Raw genomic sequence first — 21932 nt, 5'->3', positions numbered from 1 at the left:
GCACGTGGCGGTGCCACCCCGCGCCTCCCGTCCGGTGGTGGCGGACCCGGCACGCGTGGTCGGGGTCCGCACGCGCCTCCCGTCCGGCGGGCGACGTGTCAGGAGCGCGACAGGCGGGTGACCGTCGGGTGTGCGCCGTCCTGCAGGAGCCCGTCGAGCGCGTCGCGGTACGCCGCGACGAACCGGTCGTCGTCGACCAGGTCGCCGAACACCTGGCGGTCCTGCAGGAAGGCGAGCCGGTCCTCGTCCTGCCGCCGCGCGGCCGCCGTCAGCCGGTCGGCGAGGCGGTCCACGACCTGGATCGGCTGCCCGTCCTCGTCGGCGCCCTCCGCGTAGCGCGCCCACGAGGCGACGATGCCGGCCGAGAGCGCGACGGGACCTCCGGATGCGAGGTTCTCGCGGACCACCGGGAGCAGCCACTTCGGGATGCGGTCGCTCGACTCGGCGCAGAGCCGGGCGAGGGTGTCGCGGACCTCGGGGTTCCGGAAGCGCTCGATGAGCGTCGCCGTGTAGTCGTCGAGGTCGATCCCGGGGACCGCGTGGAGCGTCGGGGTCGCCTCCTCGGCCATGTAGCGGCGGAGGAAGGTCGCGATCGCCTCGTCCTGCGTGGCCTCGTGGGCGTAGCGGTACCCGGACAGGTACCCGAAGTAGCAGAGCCCCTGGTGGCTGGCGTTGAGGAGCCGGAGCTTCATCAGCTCGTACGGCTCGACGTCGTCGACGAGCTGCACGTCGGCGTCCTCGTACCGGGGGCGGCCGGCGGGGTGGTCGTCCTCGAGCACCCACTGGAAGAACGGCTCGGCGACGACCGGCCAGGCGTCCTCGATGCCGAGCTCGTCACGGACCCACGCCCGGTCCTCGTCGGTCGTGACCGGGGTGATCCGGTCGACCATCGAGTTCGGGAACGACACGTGCTCGCCCATCCACGCCGCGAAGGCCGGGTCCTGCAGGCGGGCGTAGGCGGTGAACATCTGCCGGGCGACGTGCCCGTTGCCCTGGATGTTGTCGCACGACATCACCGTGAACGGCTCGAGATCCCGGTCGCGACGACGCCGGAGCGCCTCGACCACGAGGCCGAAGACCGTCCGCGGCGGGGCGTCCCCGCGCAGGTCCGCTGCGACACCCGGTTCGTCCGCGACGAACTCCCCCGTGACGTGGTCGAAGTTGTAGCCGCCCTCGGTGATGGTCAGGCTGACGATCCTGGTGTCCGGGTGCGCCATCTTCTCGACGACCGCGTCCGGGTCGTCCACCGCGAGCAGGTACTCGACGATGCTGCCCACGACCCGCGACTCCCGCGTACCGTCCGGGTGCTTGAGCACGAGCGTGTAGAGGCCGCCCTGCTCCGCCATCGCGGCGGCCATGCGACGGTCCTGCTCGAGCACACCGACACCGCAGATGCCGTACTCGCGGGCCTCGCCCTGCTGCAGGAGCCGGTCCACCACCATCGCCTGGTGCGCACGGTGGAAGCCGCCGACGCCGAAGTGCACGATCCCCGGGGTGATCCCGTCGCGGTCGTAGCTCGGCACGGCGACGCCGCTCGCGGCGATCCGGTCCAGGGTCTCCGGGCTCAGACGGACGGTCATGGGTACTCCTTCGTACGGCGGTCGCGAGCCCCCAGTCTGGCAGCCGGAACCGGTGTGCGGAACCGGTGTTCCGACCCGACGCACCCGGATCGACCCGCGGCCCTCCGTGCCCGGGGGACGAACCTGAGGGAGCGCTCGGAGAAGGTGCACCGAGTGCATCGATGCACCTAGTGTTGGCACACGTGACCACCACCGACCGTCGTGCCGCGCTCAAGGCGAAGCACCGTGCAGCGATCCTGCAGGCAGCGCGGGACCTGGTCGACGAACGCGGCGGACGCGGGTTCGGCGTCGACGACCTGGCGTCGCGTGCCGACATCGCGCGACGGACCGTCTTCAACCACTTCGCATCGCTCGACGAGGTCCTGCTCGCGGTGTGCGAGCAGGAGCTCTCGGTGATCATCGACCGGTTCCTGGCCGACATGGCCCGGACCCCGATCGGTGACGGCAGCCGCGCGTCGATGTTCGAGGAGCTCGAGTCGGCCGCACGCGGGGCCGACCTGGCCCCGGCGATCTCCGGGATGTACCGGATCATCGGTGAACCGGGGAAGGAGGACCCGAAGGCCGCGGTCCTCACCCAGACCGCGTTCTCGCGGGTCACCGACCGGCTGCGCGACGAGGTCGCCCGGCGACACCCGGGTGCCGACCCGCTCGACACCGCGCTGCTCGTCGACTCGCTCATGAGCGGGATCGTCGTCATCGCCGACCACTGGCTCACCAACGACGGCCCCGAGCTCACCCCGGCGTCACTGACCGCCTGGGACGCCCTGCTGAGCAGACTCGTGCACAGCGTCCGCTCCGGCTACATGCCGGCCTCCTGACCACTCCCCCCGGGGTCCACCGGCGCACCCCGCACCACCACAGCACCTGACACGAAAGGACGGGGCAACCGCATGGCCGGTCTCCTCTACCGTCTCGGACGGTTCTCCGCACGACGCCACTGGCTGGTGATCATCGCCTGGATCGTCATCATGGGCATCGCGGGGCTCACCTACAGCCTGTTCGCGGGCACGATCTCCTCGTCCATCACGATCCCGAACACCAAGACGAGCCAGGTGCAGGACGAGCTGGCGGACAAGTTCCCGTCGGCGAACGGCGGCAACGGCACGCTGGTCTTCGAGACGACCGACGGCAAGGCGTTCACCGCGACGCAGCAGGCCGACGTCAAGGACTTCCTGGACGGGATCGCCGACCTCGACGGGGTGAAGGAGGTCCGTGACGGCTTCACCACGCAGGACCAGCTCGACGAGCAGCGGCAGAAGATCGTCGACGGGCGCCAGCAGATCGAGGACGGTCGCAAGCAGATCGAGGACGGCCAAGCCCAGCTCGACCAGCAGAAGGACCAGCTGGAGTCGGGCAAGCAGCAGATCGAGCAGGCGCAGGCGCAGCTCGACCAGCAGAAGGCCCAGGCCGAGGCGCAGGCCCAGGCCGCCGGGGCCGCCGCCGCGAACAGTGCGGCCGCGCAGGCCGGTCAGCAGCAGCTCGAGCAGGCCCAAGCACAGATCGACGCCCAGCAGCAGCAGATCACCGCGGGCGAGCAGCAGATCGCCGACGCCCAGCAGGAGATCGACGACAACACGAAGAAGCTCGAGGACAACGAGCGCGAGCTCGAGCAGGGGTCCGACCTGCTCGACCTGTCGAAGGACATCCGCTTCGTGTCGTCGAACGGCGCTGCTTCGATCGGCACCGTGCAGTTCACGAAGTCGACCTTCGAGGTGCCGCAGGAGACCAAGCAGGAGATCTCCGACCGGGCCGAGAGCGCGAAGATCGACGGCGTCGAGGTGTACGTCTCGAACGACATCGCGCAGGGTGTCCCGTCGATCCTCGGCCCCGGCGAGATCGTCGGTGTCATCATCGCCGCGCTCGTGCTCTTCCTGATGCTCCGCACGGTCATCGGCGCCGCCATCCCGCTGCTGTCCGCCGTGCTCGGCGTCGGCGTCGCGACCCTCGCGTCGCTCTCCTTCTCGAGCCTGGTCGAGTTCATCTCGGTCACGCCGGTGCTGGGGGTGATGCTCGGCCTGGCGGTCGGCATCGACTACTCGCTGTTCATCCTCAACCGACACCGGACGCAGCTGAAGGCCGGCATGGGCGTCCACGAGTCCATCGGTCTCGCCAACGGCACCTCCGGCAACGCGGTGGTCTTCGCGGGCACGACCGTCATCGTGGCCCTGCTCGCGCTGAACATCACCGGGATCCCGTTCCTCGGCCTGATGGGCACCGTCGGCGCCGTCGCCGTGCTGTTCGCGATCCTCATCGCGACGTCGTTCACCCCGGCGCTGCTGTCCCTGCTCGGCATGCGGATCCTCCGGAAGAAGGAGCGGCAGCAGATCGGGCACACCGGGTCCGTCCGGGTGCCGAACAAGCCGATGTCGACCTGGCGCGCGGTCGTCACGCTCGTCGCCGGCATCGCGGTGCTCGGCACGATCGCCCTGCCCGCCACGCAGATGCGCCTCGGCCTGCCGACCGGTGCCTCCGAGGCCACCGACTCGTCGCAGTACAAGGCCTACAAGGCGCTCGAGGACGAGTTCGGCGCCGGCCAGAACGGTCCGCTGCTCGTCGTGGCCGACCTGCCGGAGGCGATCGCGAAGGACGACGTCACCGCGACCGAGGTCACCATCGGCCAGGCACTCGCGAAGAACGACGACGTCGAGGCCGTCCTGCCGATCGGCGCGTCGTCAAACCGCGACATCATCGCCTTCCAGGTCAAGCCCGCGGGCGGCCCGGACAGCGTCTCGACCGAGACCCTGGTCAAGGACCTGCGCGAGCAGACCGTGCAGACCGACGACGGCACGGTGACGCTCGGGGTCGCGGGCAACGCCAGCGCGAACATCGACGTGTCGGAGAAGCTCGCGAACGTGCTGCCGCTCTACCTCGTCGTGGTCGTCGGCCTGTCGCTGATCATCCTCATCGTGGTGTTCCGGTCGTTCCTCGTCCCGATCACCGCGACGGCCGGCTTCATCCTGTCCGTGCTCGCATCCTTCGGTGGTCTGACGGCCATCTACCAGTTCGGCTGGCTGGGCTCCGTGTTCGGCGTGCACGACCCTGCGCCGATCCTGAGCTTCCTGCCCATCATCGAGATCGGCATCCTGTTTGGGCTCGCGATGGACTACCAGCTCTTCCTGGTGTCCGGCATGCGTGAGGCGTACGCGCACGGCGCCTCCGCCAAGGTCGCGGTGCAGCGCGGTCTGCACGCCGGTCGTGCGGTCGTCACGGCAGCTGCGATCATCATGATCTCGGTGTTCGCGGGCTTCATCTTCTCGGAGTCCTCGACCATCAAGCCGATCGGCTTCGGCCTGGCGTTCGGTGTACTGGTCGACGCCTTCGTCGTCCGGATGCTGCTCATCCCGGCGGTCATGCACCTGCTCGGGAAGAGCGCCTGGTGGATCCCGAAGTGGCTCGACCGGATCCTGCCGGACGTCGACGTCGAAGGCGCCAAGCTCGAGCGCTCGCACCCCGGTGACGACCGCGGCCACGGCGCCGAGCCCGCCGTCGCCGGTGCCACCGCCGGGGCCGGAGCCGGAGCGCACCGCGGGTCGCACGCCGCCGACGTGGAGCCCGATGCGAACCCGCACGAGGGGCACACGCCGACGCACCGCGCCTAGGCGTCGAGCATCCGCGGGGGCGCCAGCCCCACTGCACCGCCGGGAGGCCCGGTGCCGGTCCACGAGACCGGCACCGGGCCTCCCGTCCGTGTGCCGCGCGCGATCGTGGCACCGGGCACCCCGACCGTTCGTGGACGAAGTACCGTGGAGACATGACTGCGACCGACGTCGACCCCCTCGCCCTCGACCGGCAGCTCTGCTTCGCCCTGGCCGCCACGAGCCGCAGCGTCATCGGCCTGTACCGCGACCTGCTCGACCCACTGGGCCTGACGCACCCGCAGTACCTCGTCATGCTCGCCCTGTGGGAGCACGACCCGCGCTCGGTGCGCGAGATCGCCGCGGAGCTTCGCCTCGACTCCGCCACGCTGAGCCCACTGCTCAAGCGGCTCGAGGCATCCGGCTACGTCCGGCGGCAGCGCAGCACGGCCGACGAACGCCAGCTCGAGGTGTCGCTCACCACGGCGGGTCGAGCACTCCGCGAGCGGGCGAGCACCGTCCCGGTCGCGGTGGCCGACCGGCTCGGCTGGCCGCTCGACCGGCTCGAGCGACTGAAGGACGACCTGACGGAGCTGCTCGGACGCATCGATGTACTCGACTGAGCGGGTACTTCGTGGCAGAATGATTCGCGTACGAACGAAAGGACGGACCGTGGGTCGCTTCGGCAGCTGGTACGACCGCTGGAACCGCACACTCATCGAGAAGATGGGCCCTTCGCAGATCGGCGCCGGACGCGCCGAGGGCATCGACGACCGCAGCGTGGACCGTCCGTGCCCGATCTGCCTCCAGCCGCTGTCGCAGCACACGGTGATCCGCCCCGAAGGGCAGGTCCGCTCGAGCACCCTGGTGTGCCCCGGTCGCTGAGGATCCGCTCCCGAACCGGAATTGCTCGCCGCAACACGTGGTTCAACGGAGACGTGAAGCTCTTCGAAGCCGCCGACCTCGGCGCACTCCACCTCCGCAACCGCATCGTCATGGCACCCCTCACCCGGACGCGCGCCGGTGAGCAGGGCATCCCCAACGACCTCCTCGTCGAGCACTACGCGCAGCGCGCCGGCCTCGGCATGATCATCACCGAGGGCACCTGGCCCGTGCAGGAGGGCCGCTCCTACCCCGGGCAGCCCGGCATCGAGACCGACGAGCAGGTCGCCGGGTGGCGCCGCGTGACGGACGCCGTGCACGAGCGCGGCGGCACGATCGTCATGCAGCTCATGCACGGCGGTCGCGTCTCGCACACCGACATCTCGCAGACCCCGCGCATCGTGGGCCCCTCGGCGATCGCCGCTCCGGGGCAGACGCACCTGGCCGACGGCTCGAAGGCCGACATGCCCGTGCCGCACGAGCTCACCACCGACGAGGTCCGCGAGGCCGTCCAGGGCTTCGTCCGCGCCGCTCGCAACGCGATCGCGGCCGGGCTCGACGGCGTCGAGGTGCACGGTGCGAACGGGTACCTCGTGCACGAGTTCCTCTCCCCCGTCTCGAACACCCGCACCGACGAGTACGGCGGCTCGCCCGAGAACCGGGCGCGCTTCGCCGTCGAGGTCACCACGGCGATCGCGGAGGCCGTCGGCGCCGACCGCGTGGGCATCCGTCTGTCGCCGCAGCACAACATCCAGGGCGTGCTCGAGGAGGACGACGCCGACGTCCGTGCGACCTACACCGCCGTCGCCGAGGGCCTCGCGCCGCTCGGACTGGCCTTCGTGGACGTCCTGCACGCCGAGCCGGCCAGCGAGCTCGTGCAGCACGTGCGCCGCACCGCCGGTGCCCCGTTCATCGCGAACTCGGGCTTCTCCTCCATGACCACCCGCGACGAGGCGATCACGCTGCTCGACGGCGACCTCGCCGACGCCGTCGCGGTGGGTCGGGCCGCCATCGCGAACCCGGACCTCGCCGAGCGCTGGGAGCAGGACGCGCCGCTCAACGAGCCGCGTCCCGAGCTCTTCTACGGTGCGAGCGCCGAGGGCTACACCGACTACCCGACGCTCGACCAGGTTCGCGAGCCCGTCGCGTAGTCGACGCGACCAGCGACGGACGGGAGGCGCGGTGCCGGCTGGTACCGCGCCTCCCGTCCGTCCGTCATCCGTGTCGCACCGGTGCCAGGTCGGAGGCTCCCGGCCCACCTAGGACCTCCCGGTGAGCACCGCGACCGCGCCGCCGACGCCCCTCGATCGCCCCGACCACCTCGTCGAGCGCTCGGTGCAGTTCCCGCTCATGGTGCTCGTGGCCTCCACGCTGGCCGGCCGTCGACGCTCACGGTGGGTCTTCTGGGTGGTGCTCGGCATCGGGATCGTGGACGCGACCTACCAGTCGTACCGGTCCGCACTCGGCGACTGGGGCGACTGAGCCGTCAGCGGTCTGGTCGCGGGCGGTCCGGGCGTCGGGCGGTCCCGGTCCTCGCCGTCCCACAGGTCCGCGCAGTCGACCGCGGAGACCCCCGCCCGTCGGAGCCAGGCACCGGCGACCCGGTCCCCCGGGTCGGCCGTGACCGCCGCGACGAGCGCCCCGCGGTGCGCCGGACCGACCAGCACCGGGTGACCCGGTCGGCCGTCGAACGCGGCACGCCGCAGGGCGTCCGCAGCCGCAGACGCCCCGATGACGCGGCGCACGACCGTCGCTGGCATCGTCGGCAGGTCGACGAGCGCGACGCACGCGACGACCCCGTCGTCGAGCACCTGCAGCCCCGCCGCGAGCGACGCACCGGGTCCCTCGGCCCAGCGCTCGGCGACCACCGTGCGGACGGACGGCAGGTCCGGCACGAGCACTCGGGCGTCCCCGGCCGCTGCGCCGAGGACCACGACCACCGAGGCGCAGCCGCCGTCGAGCAGTGCCCGGCTCACGGACCCGAGCCACGGCGTCCCGTCCGTCGTCCGCACCAGCGCCTTCGGCATGCCCATGCGCGTCCCGGCACCGCCGGCGAGCAGGACCCCGGTCACCGGCAGCGGGCCGTACGGGTCGACCGGCAGCGGGACGTGCGGGGCGACCGGCAGCGGGTCGTCCGCTCGCGGCACGCGCGGGCCGCCGCTCAGACGAACGCCGGGACGGACGTCCAGGCTGCCGGGGCGTCCTCGACCCCGTCACGCACGACCGTGCCCGAGATGAGCCCGTAGGGACGGTCGGCGGCGAAGAACACCTCGCCCGGGTTCTCGAGCCCGAACGGGGACAGGTCGACCAGGAAGTGGTGCTTGTTCGGCATCGAGAAGCGCACTTCGGCGATCTCGGGGAACGACTCGATCGCCGCGCGCCCCATCGCGAACAGGGTCTGCTGCAGGGCGAGCGAGTGCAGGTCCGCGAAGGTCGCGAGCATCCGGTCGAGCACGCCGGTCCACACCCCGTCGTAGTCGATGCCGGCGGCGACCGCCTCGGGTGTGTAGCGCCACCGCGCGGTGACCGACGTCGCGAGGATCCGGTCGTCGGTCTCGGCGAGCGTCGTGTACGCGTCACGCGGGAAGCCGTGGAACTCGCTGCCCGTCGACTTCAGGACCGTCAGGTCGGTCACGCCGGCGAGCACGTGGACGTCGTCGCCGTCGACCTGCACCACGGCGGTGCGGGTGCCGCGGCCGGACCGGACGAACGCGTGGTCGTGCGCCCGACCGTCGACCGCGATCCGCTCCCAGGCGTGCTGCTCGGCGGACAGCGTCGACCCGTCGTACCAGTCGAACGCCGTCGCGAAGTGCCGGCCGAGGCGGAGGAGGAACTCCTCCGGGGCGCCCACACCGTGCTCCTTCGCGAACGCGTAGACGGTGTTCTTCTGCGTGTCCGTCGCGACGACCTTCGCGTTGTCGCCCTCGGTGTAGGACTCGGCGAGCGCCGCACCGCGCAGCTGGGTCGTGACCGTCAGGTCCTCGATCTCGTGGCGGTCGGTGTCGCGGGTGACCCGGACGAGGCGGACCTCGGCCTTGCCGTACTGGTTCGCACCGAGGCGGACGGACGTGCTGACGGGGGCTGCGGTGGCGGTGGTGTCCATGCGGTGACGATGACAGCCGCGTGTTTCGGTGGTGCGTCGATCAGGTCACGAGCTCCGTCCGCCGAGCCGGCCCGGTCGTGACGCGGCCGTCGTTCCCCCGTAACGGTGCCGAAACACCCGTTCCCTAGCGTTGCCGCCACGAACCGATCCGACCGAGGAGGCACCGTGGCGCGCAGCACCGCACCCCGAGCGTCCTCGGCGTGGAACCGCGGGATGATCGCGCACGGCCGACGACCGGGCGACACCGTCGTCACCCGTCCCGCCACCCCGATCGGACCCCTGCATGGACCTCGTCACCGTCCGCACCCTGCGGACACCGTCGCACCGCGACGACCTCGCGCTCGCCCCCGGTGAGCAGCCGCTCGCCGGCGGCACCTGGCTGTACTCCGAGGAGCAACCGGGAACCACCGGCCTCGTCGACCTGACCGGCCTGGGCTGGCCGGACGCCGAGCACACGCCGGAGGGCCTGCGGCTCGGTGCGACGTGCACCATCGCGGCGCTGCTGCGGCTCGACCCCGAGCCGGGGTGGCGTGCGTGGCCCCTCGTCGAGCGGTGCGCGAACGCCCTGCTCGCGTCGTTCAAGGTGTGGAACGCGGCGACGGTCGGCGGGAACGTGGCGACGGCGCTGCCCGCGGGAGCGATCACGGCGTTGCTGGTGACCCTGGACGCGACGGCGGTCGTCTGGACGCCGGACGGCGGGGACCGCCGCCTGCCCGTCGCCGACCTCGTCACCGGGGTCCGCGCCACGGCACTGGCGTCCGGCGAGGTGGTCCGCGCGTTCGACGTGCCGGAGTCGGCGCTCAGGAGCACCACCGGGTACCGCCGTGTGTCGCTCAGCCCGCACGGTCGGACCGGCGCGCTCGTGACCGCGCGCTGGGACGCCGACGGCTTCGTCCTCGTCGTCACCGGCGGGACCCCGCGACCGGTCGTGCTGCGGTGGGACGCGGTGCCCACGGCTGCCGAGGTCGACACGGTGCTCGCCGCCCACGACGAATGGTACGACGACCCGCACGGCTCCCCCGACTGGCGCCGGGCGGTGTCCCGCCGCTTCGCCGCCGAACTCGTCGCCGAGGCCGGCGGCTCGGGTCTCGCTGCTGCGGAGGGGGACGCCCGATGAGGTTCGAGGTCGACGGGACGACCGTGGACGCCGCCCCCCAGCCGGGCCAGGTCCTGCGCACCCTGCTCCGCGAGCACGGTGTCACCAGCGTCAAGAAGGGCTGTGACGCCGGCGACTGCGGTGCCTGCTCGGTCCTGCTCGACGGGATGCCCGTGCACTCCTGCATCACACCGGCGCACCGGCTCGAGGGTCGCGTGGTGACGACGGCCGCGGGCCTCGGCACGCCGGAGCAGCCCCACCCCGTGCAGCGGGCGTTCGCCGAGGCCCCCGGGTTCCAGTGCGGGTTCTGCACCGCCGGGTACGTCGTCACCGCGTCCGCCCTCGACGACGACCAGCTCGCCGATCGACGCCGGGCGCTCAAGGGCAACCTCTGCCGGTGCACGGGGTACCGCGCGATCGAGGACGCCCTCGACGGCGTGCGCAACACGGCGTGCCCGAGTGCCGGGGCCGCCGTCGGCACGTCCGTCGCAGCCCCGGCGGCGATGCGGATCGTGACCGGGGGCGAGGAGTACACGCTCGACGTCCGCCCGACCGAGGCGCTCCTGCACGTGGCGGTCCTCGGCAGCCCCCACCCGCACGCCCGCGTCGTGTCGATCGACGCGAGCGCGGCCGAGGCCCTGCCCGGTGTGCACCTCGTGCTCACCCACCACGACGACCCCGGCGTGCTCTTCTCGACCGGGCGGCACGACTCGCGGCTCGACGACCCCGACGACACCCGCGTGTTCGACCGGGTGCTGCGGTTCCGAGGGCAGCGCGTGGCGGCCGTCGTCGCCGACAGCGTCCGGATCGCGGAGCAGGCGTGCGCCGTGCTGCGGGTCGAGTACGAGCTGCTGCCGAGCGTGCACGACGTCGACGCCGCGCGCGGCCCGGGCGCTCCCCTGCTGCACGGCGACAAGACGACCGCCGAGCACCGCATCGCCGAGCCCGGCCGCAACGTGGTCGCGGCCCTGCACGGCGAGACCGGCGACGTCGAGGCCGCGCTGGCGTCCGCCGTCGCGTCGGTCGACGGCACCTGGACCACCGGTCGCGTCTCCCACGCGGCGCTCGAGACGCACGCGACCCGCGGTTCGCTGGACCGGGACGGGAGGCTCGTGCTGCGGACCGCCACGCAGGTCCCGTTCCTGGTCCGCGACGAGATCGCGCACGTCTTCGGCCTCGACCCGTCGCGTGTGCGGGTGGTCGCCAAGCGCGTCGGCGGTGGGTTCGGCGGGAAGCAGGAGATGCTCACCGAGGACCTCGTCACCCTCGCCGTGCTGCGCACGGGTCGGAGCGTGCAGTACGAGTTCAGCCGCCGGGACGAGTTCACGATCGCGCCCACGCGGCACCCGATGCGGGTGCGTGTCCGGCTCGGTGCGGACGCGTCCGGCCGCCTGACCGCGATGCACGTCGACCAGGTGATGGACACGGGCGCCTACGGGAACCACGGCGTCGGCGTCATGTTCCACTCGGTCAGCGAGTCGGTCGCCGTCTACCGCTGCCCGGCGAAGCGGGTCGACGCCGAGTCCGTCTACACGAACAACCTGCCGTCTGGAGCGTTCCGCGGGTACGGCCTGGGCCAGGTGGTGTTCGCGATCGAGTCGGCGATGGACGAGCTCGCGCGTCGGCTCGACCTCGACCCGTTCGAGCTCCGGCGGCGCAACGTCGTCGTGCCCGGCGACCCCCTCGTCGTGACCGACCCCGACGAGGAGGACGACCTGCGGTGGGAGGGCAGCTACGGCCTCGACCAGTGCCTCGACCTGGTGGAGGACGCGCTGCGCGCACCGCTGCCCGAGGTCCCGCCGATGGACGGCCCGGAGCTCGACCCGCCCACGGCGGACGGCACCGCGGACTGGGCGTACGGCACCGGCATCGCGCTGGCGGCCATCGCGACGATGCCGCCCCGTGGGCACCACGCGCACGCGACCGTCGAGGCCACTGCGGACGGCCGCTACCGGATCGGGGTCGGCACGGCGGAGTTCGGCAACGGCACGACGACCGTGCACACCCAGCTCGTCGCGACCGCCCTCGGCACCACGCCGGACCGGGTCGACGTGCACCAGTCCGACACCGACGCCGCGCAGTACGACACCGGTGCGTTCGGCTCCGCAGGGGTGGTCGTGGCGGGCAAGGCGCTGTTCGTGGCGGCCGAGGACCTCCGCGAGCAGCTGACCGCCCGGGCGCTCCGGATCGTCGCCGCGCGCACACCCCGTGCCGCCTCCGGGCCGCTCGGCCCCGCCGTCGAGGTCCTGCCCGGCGGCGTCCGCGTCGGTGACGAGGTCGTCGGACACGCCGAGCTCCTCGCCGAGGGACCACTGGTCGCGCACGGCAGCCACGACGGCACCCCGCGGTCGCTCGCGTTCACGGTGCACGGTGCCCGTGTCGCGGTGCACCGACCGACCGGCGAGGTCCGGGTGCTCCACAGCGTGCAGGCCGTCGATGCCGGGACCGTCCTGAACCCCGAGCAGCTGCGCGGACAGGTCGAGGGCGGCGCAGCACAGGCGATGGGATCGACCCTGTACGAGGAGGTCGTGCTCGACGACACCGGTCGCGTGACCACCGACGCCTTCCGGTCGTACCGGGTGCCGAAGATCTCCGACGTGCCCCGCACCGAGGTCCGCTTCGCCGACACGCACGACCCGCTCGGACCGCTCGGGGCGAAGTCGATGAGCGAGGCCCCGTACAACCCCGTCGCCCCGGCGGTGGCGAACGCCGTCCGCGACGCGATCGGCGTGCGTCCGTACCGCCTCCCGATGACGCGCGACCGTGTCTGGGCACTGCTGCAGGGCGACGCGACCGACGCCGGGGGTGCGTGATGTTCGAACTGGCACCGCGCCTCCTGGCCGTCCTCGACACGGGTGCACCGGTCGTCGTCGCGACGGCGGTCTCGATGACCGGCAGCGCGCCGAGCGGCGTCGGGACCTCGATGGCGGTGCTGCCGGGCGGTCAGGTCGTCGGCACGATCTCGGGAGGCTGCGTCGAGGGCTCGCTGTTCCTCACCGCCGAGCAGGTGCTCGAGACCGGCGAGGCGGTGTTCGAGCGGTTCGGCTTCGACGACGACCCCGACGACCCCGACGCCGTGTGGGCCCCCGCGCTCCGGTGCGGTGGTCGCGTGGAGGTGCTCGTCCACCGGGTCACGTCCGACGACGCCCTGCTCGTGAGCGCGCTGCGTGACGCCGCGGCCGGTCTGCCGACCTCGCTCGCCGTCTCGCTGGAGCCGGGGACGCTCGGGGTGGTCGTCACCGCTCCGGACGGGTGCCGCGACCGGGTCTTCGTCGAGCGCAGTGACCACCGCCCCCGCTGCGTCGTCGTCGGCGCCGTCGAGACCGCCGTCGCCGTGACGAACGCCGCCGCGGTGCTCGGCTACGCCGTGACCGTGGTCGACCCCCGCCCGGTGTTCCTGACGGACGAGCGCTTCCCGGCCGCGGACGAGCGGATCGTGGGCTGGCCGACGCGCGTGTTCGAGGGGTTGCCCGTGGACCGGACGACCGCCGTCGTGGTGCTCGCGCACGACGACCGGTTCGACGCCGAGGTGATCGACCAGGCGCTCCGCCGCGGAGCCGGGTACGTCGGCGCGATGGGTTCCCGATCGACCCACGAGCGGCGGCTCGCGGAACTGCACGCGCTCGGCACGCCGGACCTCGATCGGCTCCGCTCCCCGATCGGTCTCGACATCGGCGCGCGGACCCCGGCCGAGACGGCCGTCGCGATCATGGCCGAGGTCGTCGCCGTGCGGACGAGCTCCTCGGGAGGGGCGCTGACCGGCGGGTCCGGCCCGATCCACCGCGTCCCCGCGCGGGTCCCCTGACGCACGACCGCCCGTCGCGGTGTGCACGGGCGCGTCGTGTGCGTCGCGGTCCTCCTCCTCGGCCGGCGTGCGGGTCGAGGAGGGACCAGACCGGGACGGCGCGCCCCTCCCCAGCTCGGTGGCTCGCGTTCAGACCGCGGCGGGGGTCCGGGCGAGGCGCTCGCCGAGCCGGGCGGTGATCTCGCGCTCGTCGCCCGTCACGAGTCGGAAGTCCCGGACGACCACCCGCCCTCCGACGACCACGTGCCGCGGCCGACGACCCGGGGACGCCCAGAGGAGCCCCGCGACCGGGTCCGCGACGCCGGCATCGGCGACACCCGAGACGTCCCACACGCACAGGTCGCCCGCGGTGCCCTCGCCGAGGTGCCCGAGCTCCGGCCGCCCCAGTCCCGCCGCCGACCCCTCCGTCATCATCCCGAGCACCTGGCGCGCCGGCAGCTGCGGCCCGACGAGCGCGGACACCTGCATCGCCAGACGCCCGTCCGCGAGCAGGTGTCCGGCGTCGTTGCTGCCCCCACCGCTCGTGCCGAGGCCGACCGGGATCCCGGCCGCCGTGAGCTTCGCGACGGGAGCGACCCCCCACCCCATCGGTACATCGCATCCCGGCGCGTGCGTCGCCGTGACGCCTGTGGTCGCCAGTCGTGCGATCTCGTCGTCGGTGACGTCGCAGAGGTGCGCGATCGTGACGTCGGGCGCGAGCCAGCCCCACTCGTCGAGCAGGTCGAGGGGCCGACGGCCGTACCGCTCGAGCGCGATCGCGGTGTCGACCTGCTCGTTCGCCTGGGTCCGGCGCCGGAGACCGTGCCGTTCCGCGACCTCGCCGAGCGCGCGGAACGTGGCCTCGCCGTCGGAGTGCACGCCGGCCGGACCGACGGCGAACTGGAGACCGCCGTCCGGGTCGACGCCGCCCACCGCACGCTCGTGCAGCAGACCGGTCGCGATCGCGTCTGCCGAGGCCGCGGCGCGCTCCGGGTCGTCCCGCGCCGACCCGCGCACGAACACGAGCCGTCCGCCGAGACCACGCACCCCGTCGACCGTCGCCGCGGCGAGCGCCACGGTGTCGTCCGTGCTCACGCCGGACGGCCAGTTCAGGTGGTGGTCGGCGATCGTCGTGACGCCGGACAGGAGGCCCTCCGCGGCTCCGGCAGCCGCCGCCAGTCCGTACAGCTCGGGATCGTGCCCGGCCCGGCCGTACGCCGCGGCCATGGTCGGCAACCAGTCGGCCATCGGCACGCCGCGGGTGCCGGGCAGGGTGCGGAAGGCGGTCTGGAGCAGGTGGTGGTGCGCGTTCACGAGACCGGGTGTGACCACACAGCCGGACACGTCGAGCGTGGTCACGACGTCGCTGCCGTCGTCGATCACGACGTCGCCGTCCCGTTCGGTCCGGGGGTCGACGAGGACACGGTGTGCACCGGTGACGGTCAGCATGCGACGGTTCTAGCAGCCGCCTGTTTCCGGGGCGTGACGACGGGTCGCACGGTCTCGCCGACCCCGCCCGTTCCGGTCGACCGCGCCGCGCGGTCCGGGAAACCCGGCGGTGACACCCGCGAAACACGGGCACCCTAGGTTCGCCCCATGACGCAGACCCTGATCCGCGCCGGCTGGGTGCTCACCGCCGCACCGGACGGCTCCTCCACACCCGCAGCGATCCGCGACGGCGCCGTCCTGCTCGACGGGGCCCGCATCGCCGCCGTCGGAACCTTCGCCGAGCTGTCCGCTGCGCATCCCGACGCACCCGTCCGCGGCGGCGCGTACGACATCGTGACCCCGGGCTTCGTGAACACACACGGCCACTTCAGCGAGGGGCTCATCACGGGCATCGGCTCGCAGTACACGCTGTGGGAGTGGCTCACCGCACTGATCGGCCGCGTCAACCCGGTGATGACCCGCGAGAAGGCGTACGCCGGCACGGTGCTCCAGGGCATCCAGCTCCTCCGGAGCGGTGTGACGACCGCGAACGACATGTTCTGCGCCGACCCGGTGCCCGACGAGCCGGCGACCCCGGGTGTCGTGCAGGCACTCGAGGACCTCGGGCTCCGCGGTGTCGTGTCGTTCGGCTCCGGCGACGTCGACCGCGACTTCGGCGCGACCCCGATCCTCGACGAGTTCGAGGCCCTGCGCGAGGCCGCCGACGCCAGCCGCTACAGCACCTTCCGCGTGGGCGTCTCGTCGATCGGCCGGTACACCGACGACACCTGGCAGGAGCACGTCGACTACGCGGTCGCGGGCGGCCACGGGGTGCACGTGCACTTCCACGAGGTGCGCGAGGAGGTCACCGCCGCCCGGCAGCGCACCGGTCGGACGGCGATCGGCCACGCCGAGGCGACGGGCATGTTCCAGGTCCCGGTGATCGCCGCGCACAGCGTCTGGGTCGACCGCGAGGACCGCGAGCGATACGCCACGCACGGCGTCGGGGTCGCGCACAACCCCGTCGCGAACGGCATCCTGGCGAGCGGCATCGCGCCGGTCGCCGAACTGCGAGCGCTCGGCGTCCCGGTCGGGATCGGGGTCGATGGTCCGGCGTCGAACGACTCGCAGGACTTCCTGCAGGCGATGAAGACCGCGGCCCTGCTCGCCCGCGTCCGCGACCTGCAGGCAACCGCGATGAGTGCACGCGAGGCCCTCGAGATGGGTACGATCGGCGGCGCCCGGGCCCTGCGGATGGAGCAGGAGATCGGGTCGCTCGAGCCCGGCAAGCGCGCTGACCTGGTGGTGTTCGACGGCGACTCCCCCACGCTGGCGAACGTGCACGACCCCTACCAGGCGGTCGTCTTCGTCGCGGGCAGCCGTGAGGTCCGCGACGTCTGGGTCGACGGCGAGCTGAGTCTCGCCGACGGCGACGTCACGAAGGTCGACGTGCGCGAGGCGGTGGACCGCGCCCGCCCCCTCGCCCGCCAGCTCGTCGCCGAGGCAGGGCTGGAGCGCCTGTCGGCGCTCACCGGTGGCGCGCTCGACGACACCGAGCGTCCCTGACGGCGCACACGGACCGGGTGGGGGACGGGACCGGACGGGAGGCGGTGCGCACGTCGTGTGCACCGCCTCCCGTCCGTCTCGTCACCGGCGACGGCCCGTCACAGTTCCAGGACCAGGCGCGGGCAGCCGCGCCGGGCGCGTGAGACGCACACCATCATCGTGCGGTCGTCCGCCTGCTCCTCGGGGCTGAGCACGGTGTCCCGGTGCTCGACCGAGCCCTCGAGGACCGGGGTCTCGCAGGTGCCGCACGTGCCCTCGCGGCACGAGGACAGGACGAAGGCGCCGGCCTCCTCGGCGACCTCGAGCAGCGTGCGGTCGGCGGGGACGGTGAGGGTGACGCCGGTGACGGCGAGGTCGACCTCGAAGGGTTCCCCGGGGGCGTCGACATCGTCGGCCGGTTCGAACCGCTCGACCCGGACGCTCCCGGCGGGCCAGTGCGCGGCGGCTGTCTCGACCGCGTCCATGAGTCCGCGCGGACCGCAGCAGTAGACGACGGCGTCCCGCGGTTCGGCGAGGAGGCCGATCACGTTCAACCGCGGGTGTTCGTCCGCCGCGGCGACGACGACCCGCTCGGGGTGTGCCGCCACGAGGTCGTCGACGAAGGCCATCCGGCTGCGGCTGCGGCCGGCGTAGTGGAGCTCCCAGGGCGTGCCGGCGCGTTCGGCGGCGATGATCATCGCCACGAGCGGCGTGATCCCGATGCCGCCGGCGACGAACACCGCGGGCCTGGTCGGGTCGAAGCCGAAGTGGTTGCGCGGTCCGGCGACCACGACCTCGTCGCCGACCGCGAACCCGTCGTGTACGGCGCGGGATCCCCCGCGGCCGTCCGGTTCCCGGAGCACCGCGATGCGCCAGTGCCCCTCGGGCGTGGTCGTGACGAGCGAGTACTGCCGCTCGGTGCCCGGCGCGACCTCGAGGTCGACGTGCGCCCCGGGCTCCCAGTCGGGCAGTGGTGCGCCGTCGTCCGGTGCGAGGTCGAGCGCGACGACGTCGGTCGCGACCGCGCGGCGGGCGGCGACCCGCACGCGGCGACGCTCCGACGCGGCGGTCACGCGTCGACTCCGGTGCTCGGGGCCGCTCCGGCGCGTGGGGTCTCCTTGACCACGATCATGTGGAAGCGGCTGCCGTCCGCGCTGCACCAGCGGTGCCCGGTGCCGCCGCGGTAGTACGCGGAGTCACCCGGCCCGAGGCGCAGGGGTGCCTGCCCGCGGAGGTCGAGCAGGACGTCGCCGGCGAGCACGGTGAGGAACTCGTCCTCGCGGTGCTCGAAGTACTCCCCGACGTCGGTGTTGTCGCCCGTCCACTCGAGCGGCTCGAAGGCGTGCGGTCCGGCGTGCACGAGCAGCCGGGCCTCGCCGCTCGAGAACGGCCCGCGGGCACCCTCGCCGGCGCGGATGACCTCGGGGGCGCGCACGTCGTGGTCGGGGCGCTCCGGGGCGCCGGCCGCGAGCAGCTCGACCTGGGTGGTCCCGAGCGCGGCGGCGATCTTCTCGAGGGACACCATGCTCGCTCGGGAGTGCCCTCGTTCGACCTGACTGAGGAACGGGTGCGACAGCCCGGTCAGCTCGGCGACCTGCACGAGGGTCAGTCGTGCAGCGCGTCTGCGGGCGCGGATGTGCTCCCCGATCCGCTGGGTCTGGTCGTCGACGACGCGGTCGGTCTCGGTGGTGGTGCCGGTGCTCACGCGCACTCCTCTCGGCCTGGTGGCGGCGCTCCGGTGCGGTGGTGGGCGGGTCGGACGAGTCCGCCGGTCGGAACCGTCGTTCCGGCCGCCCGGTCCGGCCGGGACGGGTGTCACACACGGCAACCGCCTCGAAACGAGAGGGAAACACTGCCGCCCTAGCATCGGAGATGTTGATGCGATCAACATTCTCACACACGATCGGGAGGCACCGGATGGACGCCGCAGCACCTCGCCAGGTCGGACTCCTCCGGTCCGCGCTGCTGCCGGACGGGCGCCTGGTCGACGTCGCGATCGACGGCGAGACCGTGACCGACGTCGCCTCCGCCGGCACGCTCTCGGCTCCCGCCGACGCCGTGCTCGACCTCGACGGACGCCTGCTGCTCACCGCACCGGCCGAGCCGCACGCGCACCTCGACAAGGCCCTGAGTGCCGACGCGATCCACCCCCCGCTCGGCGACCTCGGTGCCGCGATCGCCTCGTGGTCCGCGCACGCCGCCACGATGACCGTCGAGGACGTCACCGACCGGGCACGGACCGCCGCACTGGCGCTGCTCGCCACCGGCACCACGTCCGTCCGCACCCACGTCGACGTGCTGAGCGGCCGACGCACCGCCGAGGACGCCCCTGCCCCGGTCGAGTCGGCCACCCGCGGCGCCCGAGCCCTCGTGCAGGTCCGCGACGAGCTCGCCGGCCTGATGGACATCGAGCTCGTCGCGCTCGCCGGGCCGCTCGCACCCGACCACCACGTCGAGGCCGTCCTCGACTGCGGCGTCGACCTGGTCGGCGGCGCCCCGCACCTGGCCGAGGACCCGCTGGCCGACGTCGACCGACTGCTCGCGATCGCGGAGCGGTACGGGGTCGGAGTGGACCTGCACACCGACGAGAGCCTCGACGGGCCGGTCACCCTCGACCACTACGCCCGCGCCGTCCTGCGGATGCCGCGCACCGGCCGGCAGTACTCGGCCGGGCACTGCGTCCGGCTCGGCACGCTCGGCCACGAGCGCCTGGCCGAGGTCGTCGCCGACGTCGCCGCCGCGGACCTCGGCATCATCACGCTGCCGATCACGAACCTGTACCTGCAGGGGTGGCAGCACCCGGTGTCCACGCCCCGGGGGCTCACCGCGATCCGCGCCCTGACCGAGGCCGGTGTGCGCGTCGCCGCGGGCGCGGACAACGTCCGCGACCCGTTCAACCCGGTCGGGCGGAGCGATGCCCTCGAGACCGCGAGCCTGCTCGTGTCGGCCGGCCACGTCACGCCGGACCAGGCGTACGCGATGGTGAGCGACACCGCCCGGAGCGTGATGGGCCTCCCGGCCGCCGGCCCCGTCCCCGGACGGCGGGCCGACCTGCTCGCGATCGCCGCGACGAGCGTCACCGACGCGGTGGCGAACGCTCCGGCCGACCGCATCGTCCTGTCCCGCGGGCGCCTCGTCGCCCGCACCGAGGTCCGCACGACCGTCGCCCTCCCGGTGTCCGTGCGCGCGACCGCACCCGTCCCCGCCTGACCCCCTCGCCCCACCACCGCGAACCCGTGACCCGAGAACCCGAGGTGCCCGTGACCACCACCGCCCCGCCGCCCGTCACCACGACGGACACGCTGCTCGACTTCCGGAACGTCGAGATGACCTTCCCGAACGGCACCATCGCCCTGCAGGGCGTCGACCTGACCGTCGACCGCGGGCAGTTCGTGTCCGTCGTCGGGCCCTCCGGCTGCGGCAAGTCGACGCTGCTGCGCATCGCCTCCGGACTCGAGTCGGCGTCCGACGGGTCCGCCGACGTCGCCGCCGACCGCATCGGCTACGTGTTCCAGGACGCGACCCTGCTGCCGTGGCGCACCGTGCAGGGCAACGTCGAGCTGCTCGCCGAGCTCGCGCACGTGCCGAAGGCCGAACGGGCTGCCGATGCTGCTCGTGCGATCGACCTGGTCGGGCTGAACGGCTTCGAGACGAACCTGCCGAAGCAGCTGTCCGGCGGCATGCGGATGCGCGTCTCGCTCGCCCGGTCGCTGACGCTCGACCCCGAGCTGTTCCTGTTCGACGAACCGTTCGGCGCCCTCGACGAGATCACCCGCGAGCGCCTGAACGACGAGCTCCTCCGGCTCTTCGTCGAGCAGCAGTTCGCCGGACTGTTCATCACCCACTCGGTGTCCGAGGCCGTGTACCTGTCCACCGAGGTCGTCGTCATGTCCGGCCGTCCGGGCAGCATCGTCGGCCGGTTCGAGGTGCCGTTCCCGATGCCCCGCGACCCCGACATCCGCTTCACCCCCGAGTTCGCCGAACTGGTCGGCGAGGTCTCGCACGCGCTCCGGGAAGGACACCGCTGATGGTCACCCTGCAGGAGGTCGCCGAGACCCGCGCCGTCCGAGCGGCCGCACGTCGCACCGCACCGCGATCCCGCCGGCGCGTGTCGTGGTGGCAGCCCGTCGTCGTCCTCGCCGTGCTCGTCGGCATCTGGTACGCCGCGGCCGCCTACTACGACCACGTGCGTGGGCTCGCGTTCCTGGTGCCGTACCCACACCTCGTGGCGAAGGCGATCGTCGCGCCGACGATGCCGGACGGCTCCCCCTCGACCTTCGGGTCCGATCTGTGGTCCGCCCTCGGCCGCACCACCGTCGTGTCCCTGGTCGGGCTCGGCTTCGCGATCGTGATCGGTGTCGTCTGGGCGATGGCGATGGCCCAGGCGAAGTGGCTCGAGCGCTCGCTCTACCCGTACGCGGTGGTGCTGCAGTGCGTGCCGATCCTCGCCCTCGTCCCGCTCATCGGCGCCCTGTTCGGCTACGAGTTCGCGAGCCGGGTCATCGTCACCGTGATGATCGCCCTGTTCCCGATGGTGTCGAACACCCTGTTCGGCCTGCAGTCCGCCGACCGCGGGCAGCGCGAGCTCTTCCGGCTGCAGCGGGCCAGCCGGTTCGCCCAGCTCGTGAAGCTGCAGTTCCCCGCCGCCCTGCCGTCGATCTTCGTCGGTCTGCGGACCTCGGCCGGCCTGAGCGTCATCGGCGCGATCGTCGGCGACCAGTTCTTCCAGCGCGGCAACCCCGGGCTCGGCGTCCTCATCCAGGTGACCGCCTCGCGCCTCATGGGGCCGGAGCTCTACGCGACCATCATCATCGCCTCGCTCTACGGCGTCGCCGTCTTCCTCGTGTTCGGACTGATCGGCCGCCTGGCCGTCGGTCGCTGGCACGACTTCAGCTGACCCGCGTCGCGGCGGTCTCCCCCGGCCGCCGCGGCGCGGGTC

The 21932-nt window shown here is 72.9% G+C and carries 19 protein-coding genes; 13 read left to right on the top strand and 6 right to left on the bottom strand.

Annotated features, from left to right (window positions below):
* Positions 1–98: 98 nt before the first annotated feature.
* On the bottom strand, positions 99–1580 hold the full coding sequence (locus J2X59_RS00265) for a mannitol dehydrogenase family protein (protein WP_326495297.1): 1482 nt from the start codon (positions 1578–1580) through the stop codon (positions 99–101).
* Between the two features lie 182 nt (positions 1581–1762).
* On the opposite strand from J2X59_RS00265, the gene J2X59_RS00260 reads away from it, so the two are divergent.
* From J2X59_RS00260 to J2X59_RS00235, 6 genes are all read left to right on the top strand, one after another.
* Positions 1763–2398: a TetR/AcrR family transcriptional regulator gene (locus tag J2X59_RS00260; protein WP_158407762.1), complete on the top strand. Its 636-nt coding sequence runs from the start codon at positions 1763–1765 to the stop codon at positions 2396–2398.
* A 72-nt stretch (positions 2399–2470) separates the two neighbouring features.
* Positions 2471–5179, top strand: coding sequence for an MMPL family transporter (locus J2X59_RS00255; RefSeq protein ID WP_326495296.1), 2709 nt, complete (start codon positions 2471–2473; stop codon positions 5177–5179).
* Between the two features lie 152 nt (positions 5180–5331).
* Positions 5332–5778, top strand: a complete 447-nt coding sequence (locus J2X59_RS00250; protein ID WP_326495295.1) for a MarR family winged helix-turn-helix transcriptional regulator — start codon at positions 5332–5334, stop codon at positions 5776–5778.
* 49 nt (positions 5779–5827) lie between these two features.
* Positions 5828–6040, top strand: coding sequence for a hypothetical protein (locus J2X59_RS00245; RefSeq protein ID WP_326495294.1), 213 nt, complete (start codon positions 5828–5830; stop codon positions 6038–6040).
* Positions 6041–6093: 53 nt separating this feature from the next.
* Positions 6094–7188, top strand: a complete 1095-nt coding sequence (locus J2X59_RS00240; RefSeq protein WP_209685658.1) for an alkene reductase — start codon at positions 6094–6096, stop codon at positions 7186–7188.
* Between the two features lie 121 nt (positions 7189–7309).
* Positions 7310–7519: a hypothetical protein gene (locus tag J2X59_RS00235; protein ID WP_326495293.1), complete on the top strand. Its 210-nt coding sequence runs from the start codon at positions 7310–7312 to the stop codon at positions 7517–7519.
* Here J2X59_RS00235 and J2X59_RS00230 read toward each other — a convergent pair.
* Both J2X59_RS00230 and pucL read right to left on the bottom strand, forming a co-directional pair.
* Positions 7477–8184, bottom strand: coding sequence for a nucleotidyltransferase family protein (locus tag J2X59_RS00230; RefSeq protein ID WP_326495292.1), 708 nt, complete (start codon positions 8182–8184; stop codon positions 7477–7479). The two genes, J2X59_RS00235 and J2X59_RS00230, sit on opposite strands and share 43 nt — an antisense overlap.
* Positions 8185–8198: 14 nt before the next feature.
* Positions 8199–9140 carry a factor-independent urate hydroxylase gene (pucL, locus tag J2X59_RS00225; RefSeq protein WP_326495291.1) on the bottom strand — a complete coding sequence of 314 codons (942 nt, stop codon included), beginning with the start codon at positions 9138–9140 and terminating at the stop codon, positions 8199–8201.
* Between the two features lie 283 nt (positions 9141–9423).
* Here pucL and J2X59_RS00220 point away from each other — a divergent pair, with 283 nt between their 5' ends.
* From J2X59_RS00220 to J2X59_RS00210, 3 genes are read left to right on the top strand one after another with little or no spacing between them, the layout of a single operon-like run.
* Positions 9424–10257 carry an FAD binding domain-containing protein gene (locus J2X59_RS00220; RefSeq protein ID WP_326495290.1) on the top strand — a complete coding sequence of 278 codons (834 nt, stop codon included), beginning with the start codon at positions 9424–9426 and terminating at the stop codon, positions 10255–10257.
* On the top strand, positions 10254–13049 hold the full coding sequence (locus J2X59_RS00215) for a molybdopterin-dependent oxidoreductase (RefSeq protein ID WP_326495289.1): 2796 nt from the start codon (positions 10254–10256) through the stop codon (positions 13047–13049). Before J2X59_RS00220 ends, J2X59_RS00215 begins: the two co-directional genes overlap by 4 nt.
* Positions 13049–14041, top strand: a complete 993-nt coding sequence (locus J2X59_RS00210) for an XdhC family protein (protein WP_326495568.1) — start codon at positions 13049–13051, stop codon at positions 14039–14041. Before J2X59_RS00215 ends, J2X59_RS00210 begins: the two co-directional genes overlap by 1 nt.
* A gap of 129 nt (positions 14042–14170) precedes the next feature.
* Here J2X59_RS00210 and J2X59_RS00205 read toward each other — a convergent pair whose 3' ends face one another.
* Entirely contained in the window at positions 14171–15469 is a 1299-nt protein-coding gene (locus J2X59_RS00205; RefSeq protein ID WP_326495288.1) for an amidohydrolase family protein, read from the bottom strand.
* A 147-nt stretch (positions 15470–15616) separates the two neighbouring features.
* On the opposite strand from J2X59_RS00205, the gene J2X59_RS00200 reads away from it, so the two are divergent.
* Positions 15617–17014 (top strand): amidohydrolase family protein, encoded by a 1398-nt coding sequence (locus tag J2X59_RS00200; RefSeq protein WP_326495287.1) that lies wholly within the window; start codon positions 15617–15619, stop codon positions 17012–17014.
* Between the two features lie 98 nt (positions 17015–17112).
* On the opposite strand, the gene J2X59_RS00195 is transcribed toward J2X59_RS00200, so the two are convergent.
* Both J2X59_RS00195 and J2X59_RS00190 read right to left on the bottom strand, forming a co-directional pair.
* Entirely contained in the window at positions 17113–18066 is a 954-nt protein-coding gene (locus J2X59_RS00195; protein WP_326495286.1) for a PDR/VanB family oxidoreductase, read from the bottom strand.
* Positions 18063–18698 carry a helix-turn-helix domain-containing protein gene (locus J2X59_RS00190; RefSeq protein WP_326495285.1) on the bottom strand — a complete coding sequence of 212 codons (636 nt, stop codon included), beginning with the start codon at positions 18696–18698 and terminating at the stop codon, positions 18063–18065. The genes J2X59_RS00195 and J2X59_RS00190 overlap by 4 nt, the downstream gene beginning before the upstream one ends.
* Before the next feature lie 212 nt (positions 18699–18910).
* Between J2X59_RS00190 and J2X59_RS00185 the strand changes: the two genes are divergently transcribed.
* The 3 genes from J2X59_RS00185 to J2X59_RS00175 are packed head-to-tail and all read left to right on the top strand — an operon-like array spanning position 18911 to position 21890.
* Positions 18911–20203, top strand: a complete 1293-nt coding sequence (locus tag J2X59_RS00185) for an amidohydrolase family protein (RefSeq protein WP_326495284.1) — start codon at positions 18911–18913, stop codon at positions 20201–20203.
* Positions 20204–20229: 26 nt separating this feature from the next.
* Positions 20230–21021 carry an ABC transporter ATP-binding protein gene (locus J2X59_RS00180; protein WP_326495283.1) on the top strand — a complete coding sequence of 264 codons (792 nt, stop codon included), beginning with the start codon at positions 20230–20232 and terminating at the stop codon, positions 21019–21021.
* Positions 21021–21890 (top strand): ABC transporter permease, encoded by an 870-nt coding sequence (locus J2X59_RS00175; protein ID WP_326495282.1) that lies wholly within the window; start codon positions 21021–21023, stop codon positions 21888–21890. Before J2X59_RS00180 ends, J2X59_RS00175 begins: the two co-directional genes overlap by 1 nt.
* Positions 21891–21932 lie beyond the last annotated feature (42 nt).

The organism is Curtobacterium sp. 260, assembly GCF_030803485.1.
Classification (GTDB): Bacteria; Actinomycetota; Actinomycetes; order Actinomycetales; family Microbacteriaceae; genus Curtobacterium.
The sequence above is the reverse complement of the archived record's forward strand: the minus strand, read 5'-3'. Positions and strand labels throughout refer to the sequence as shown.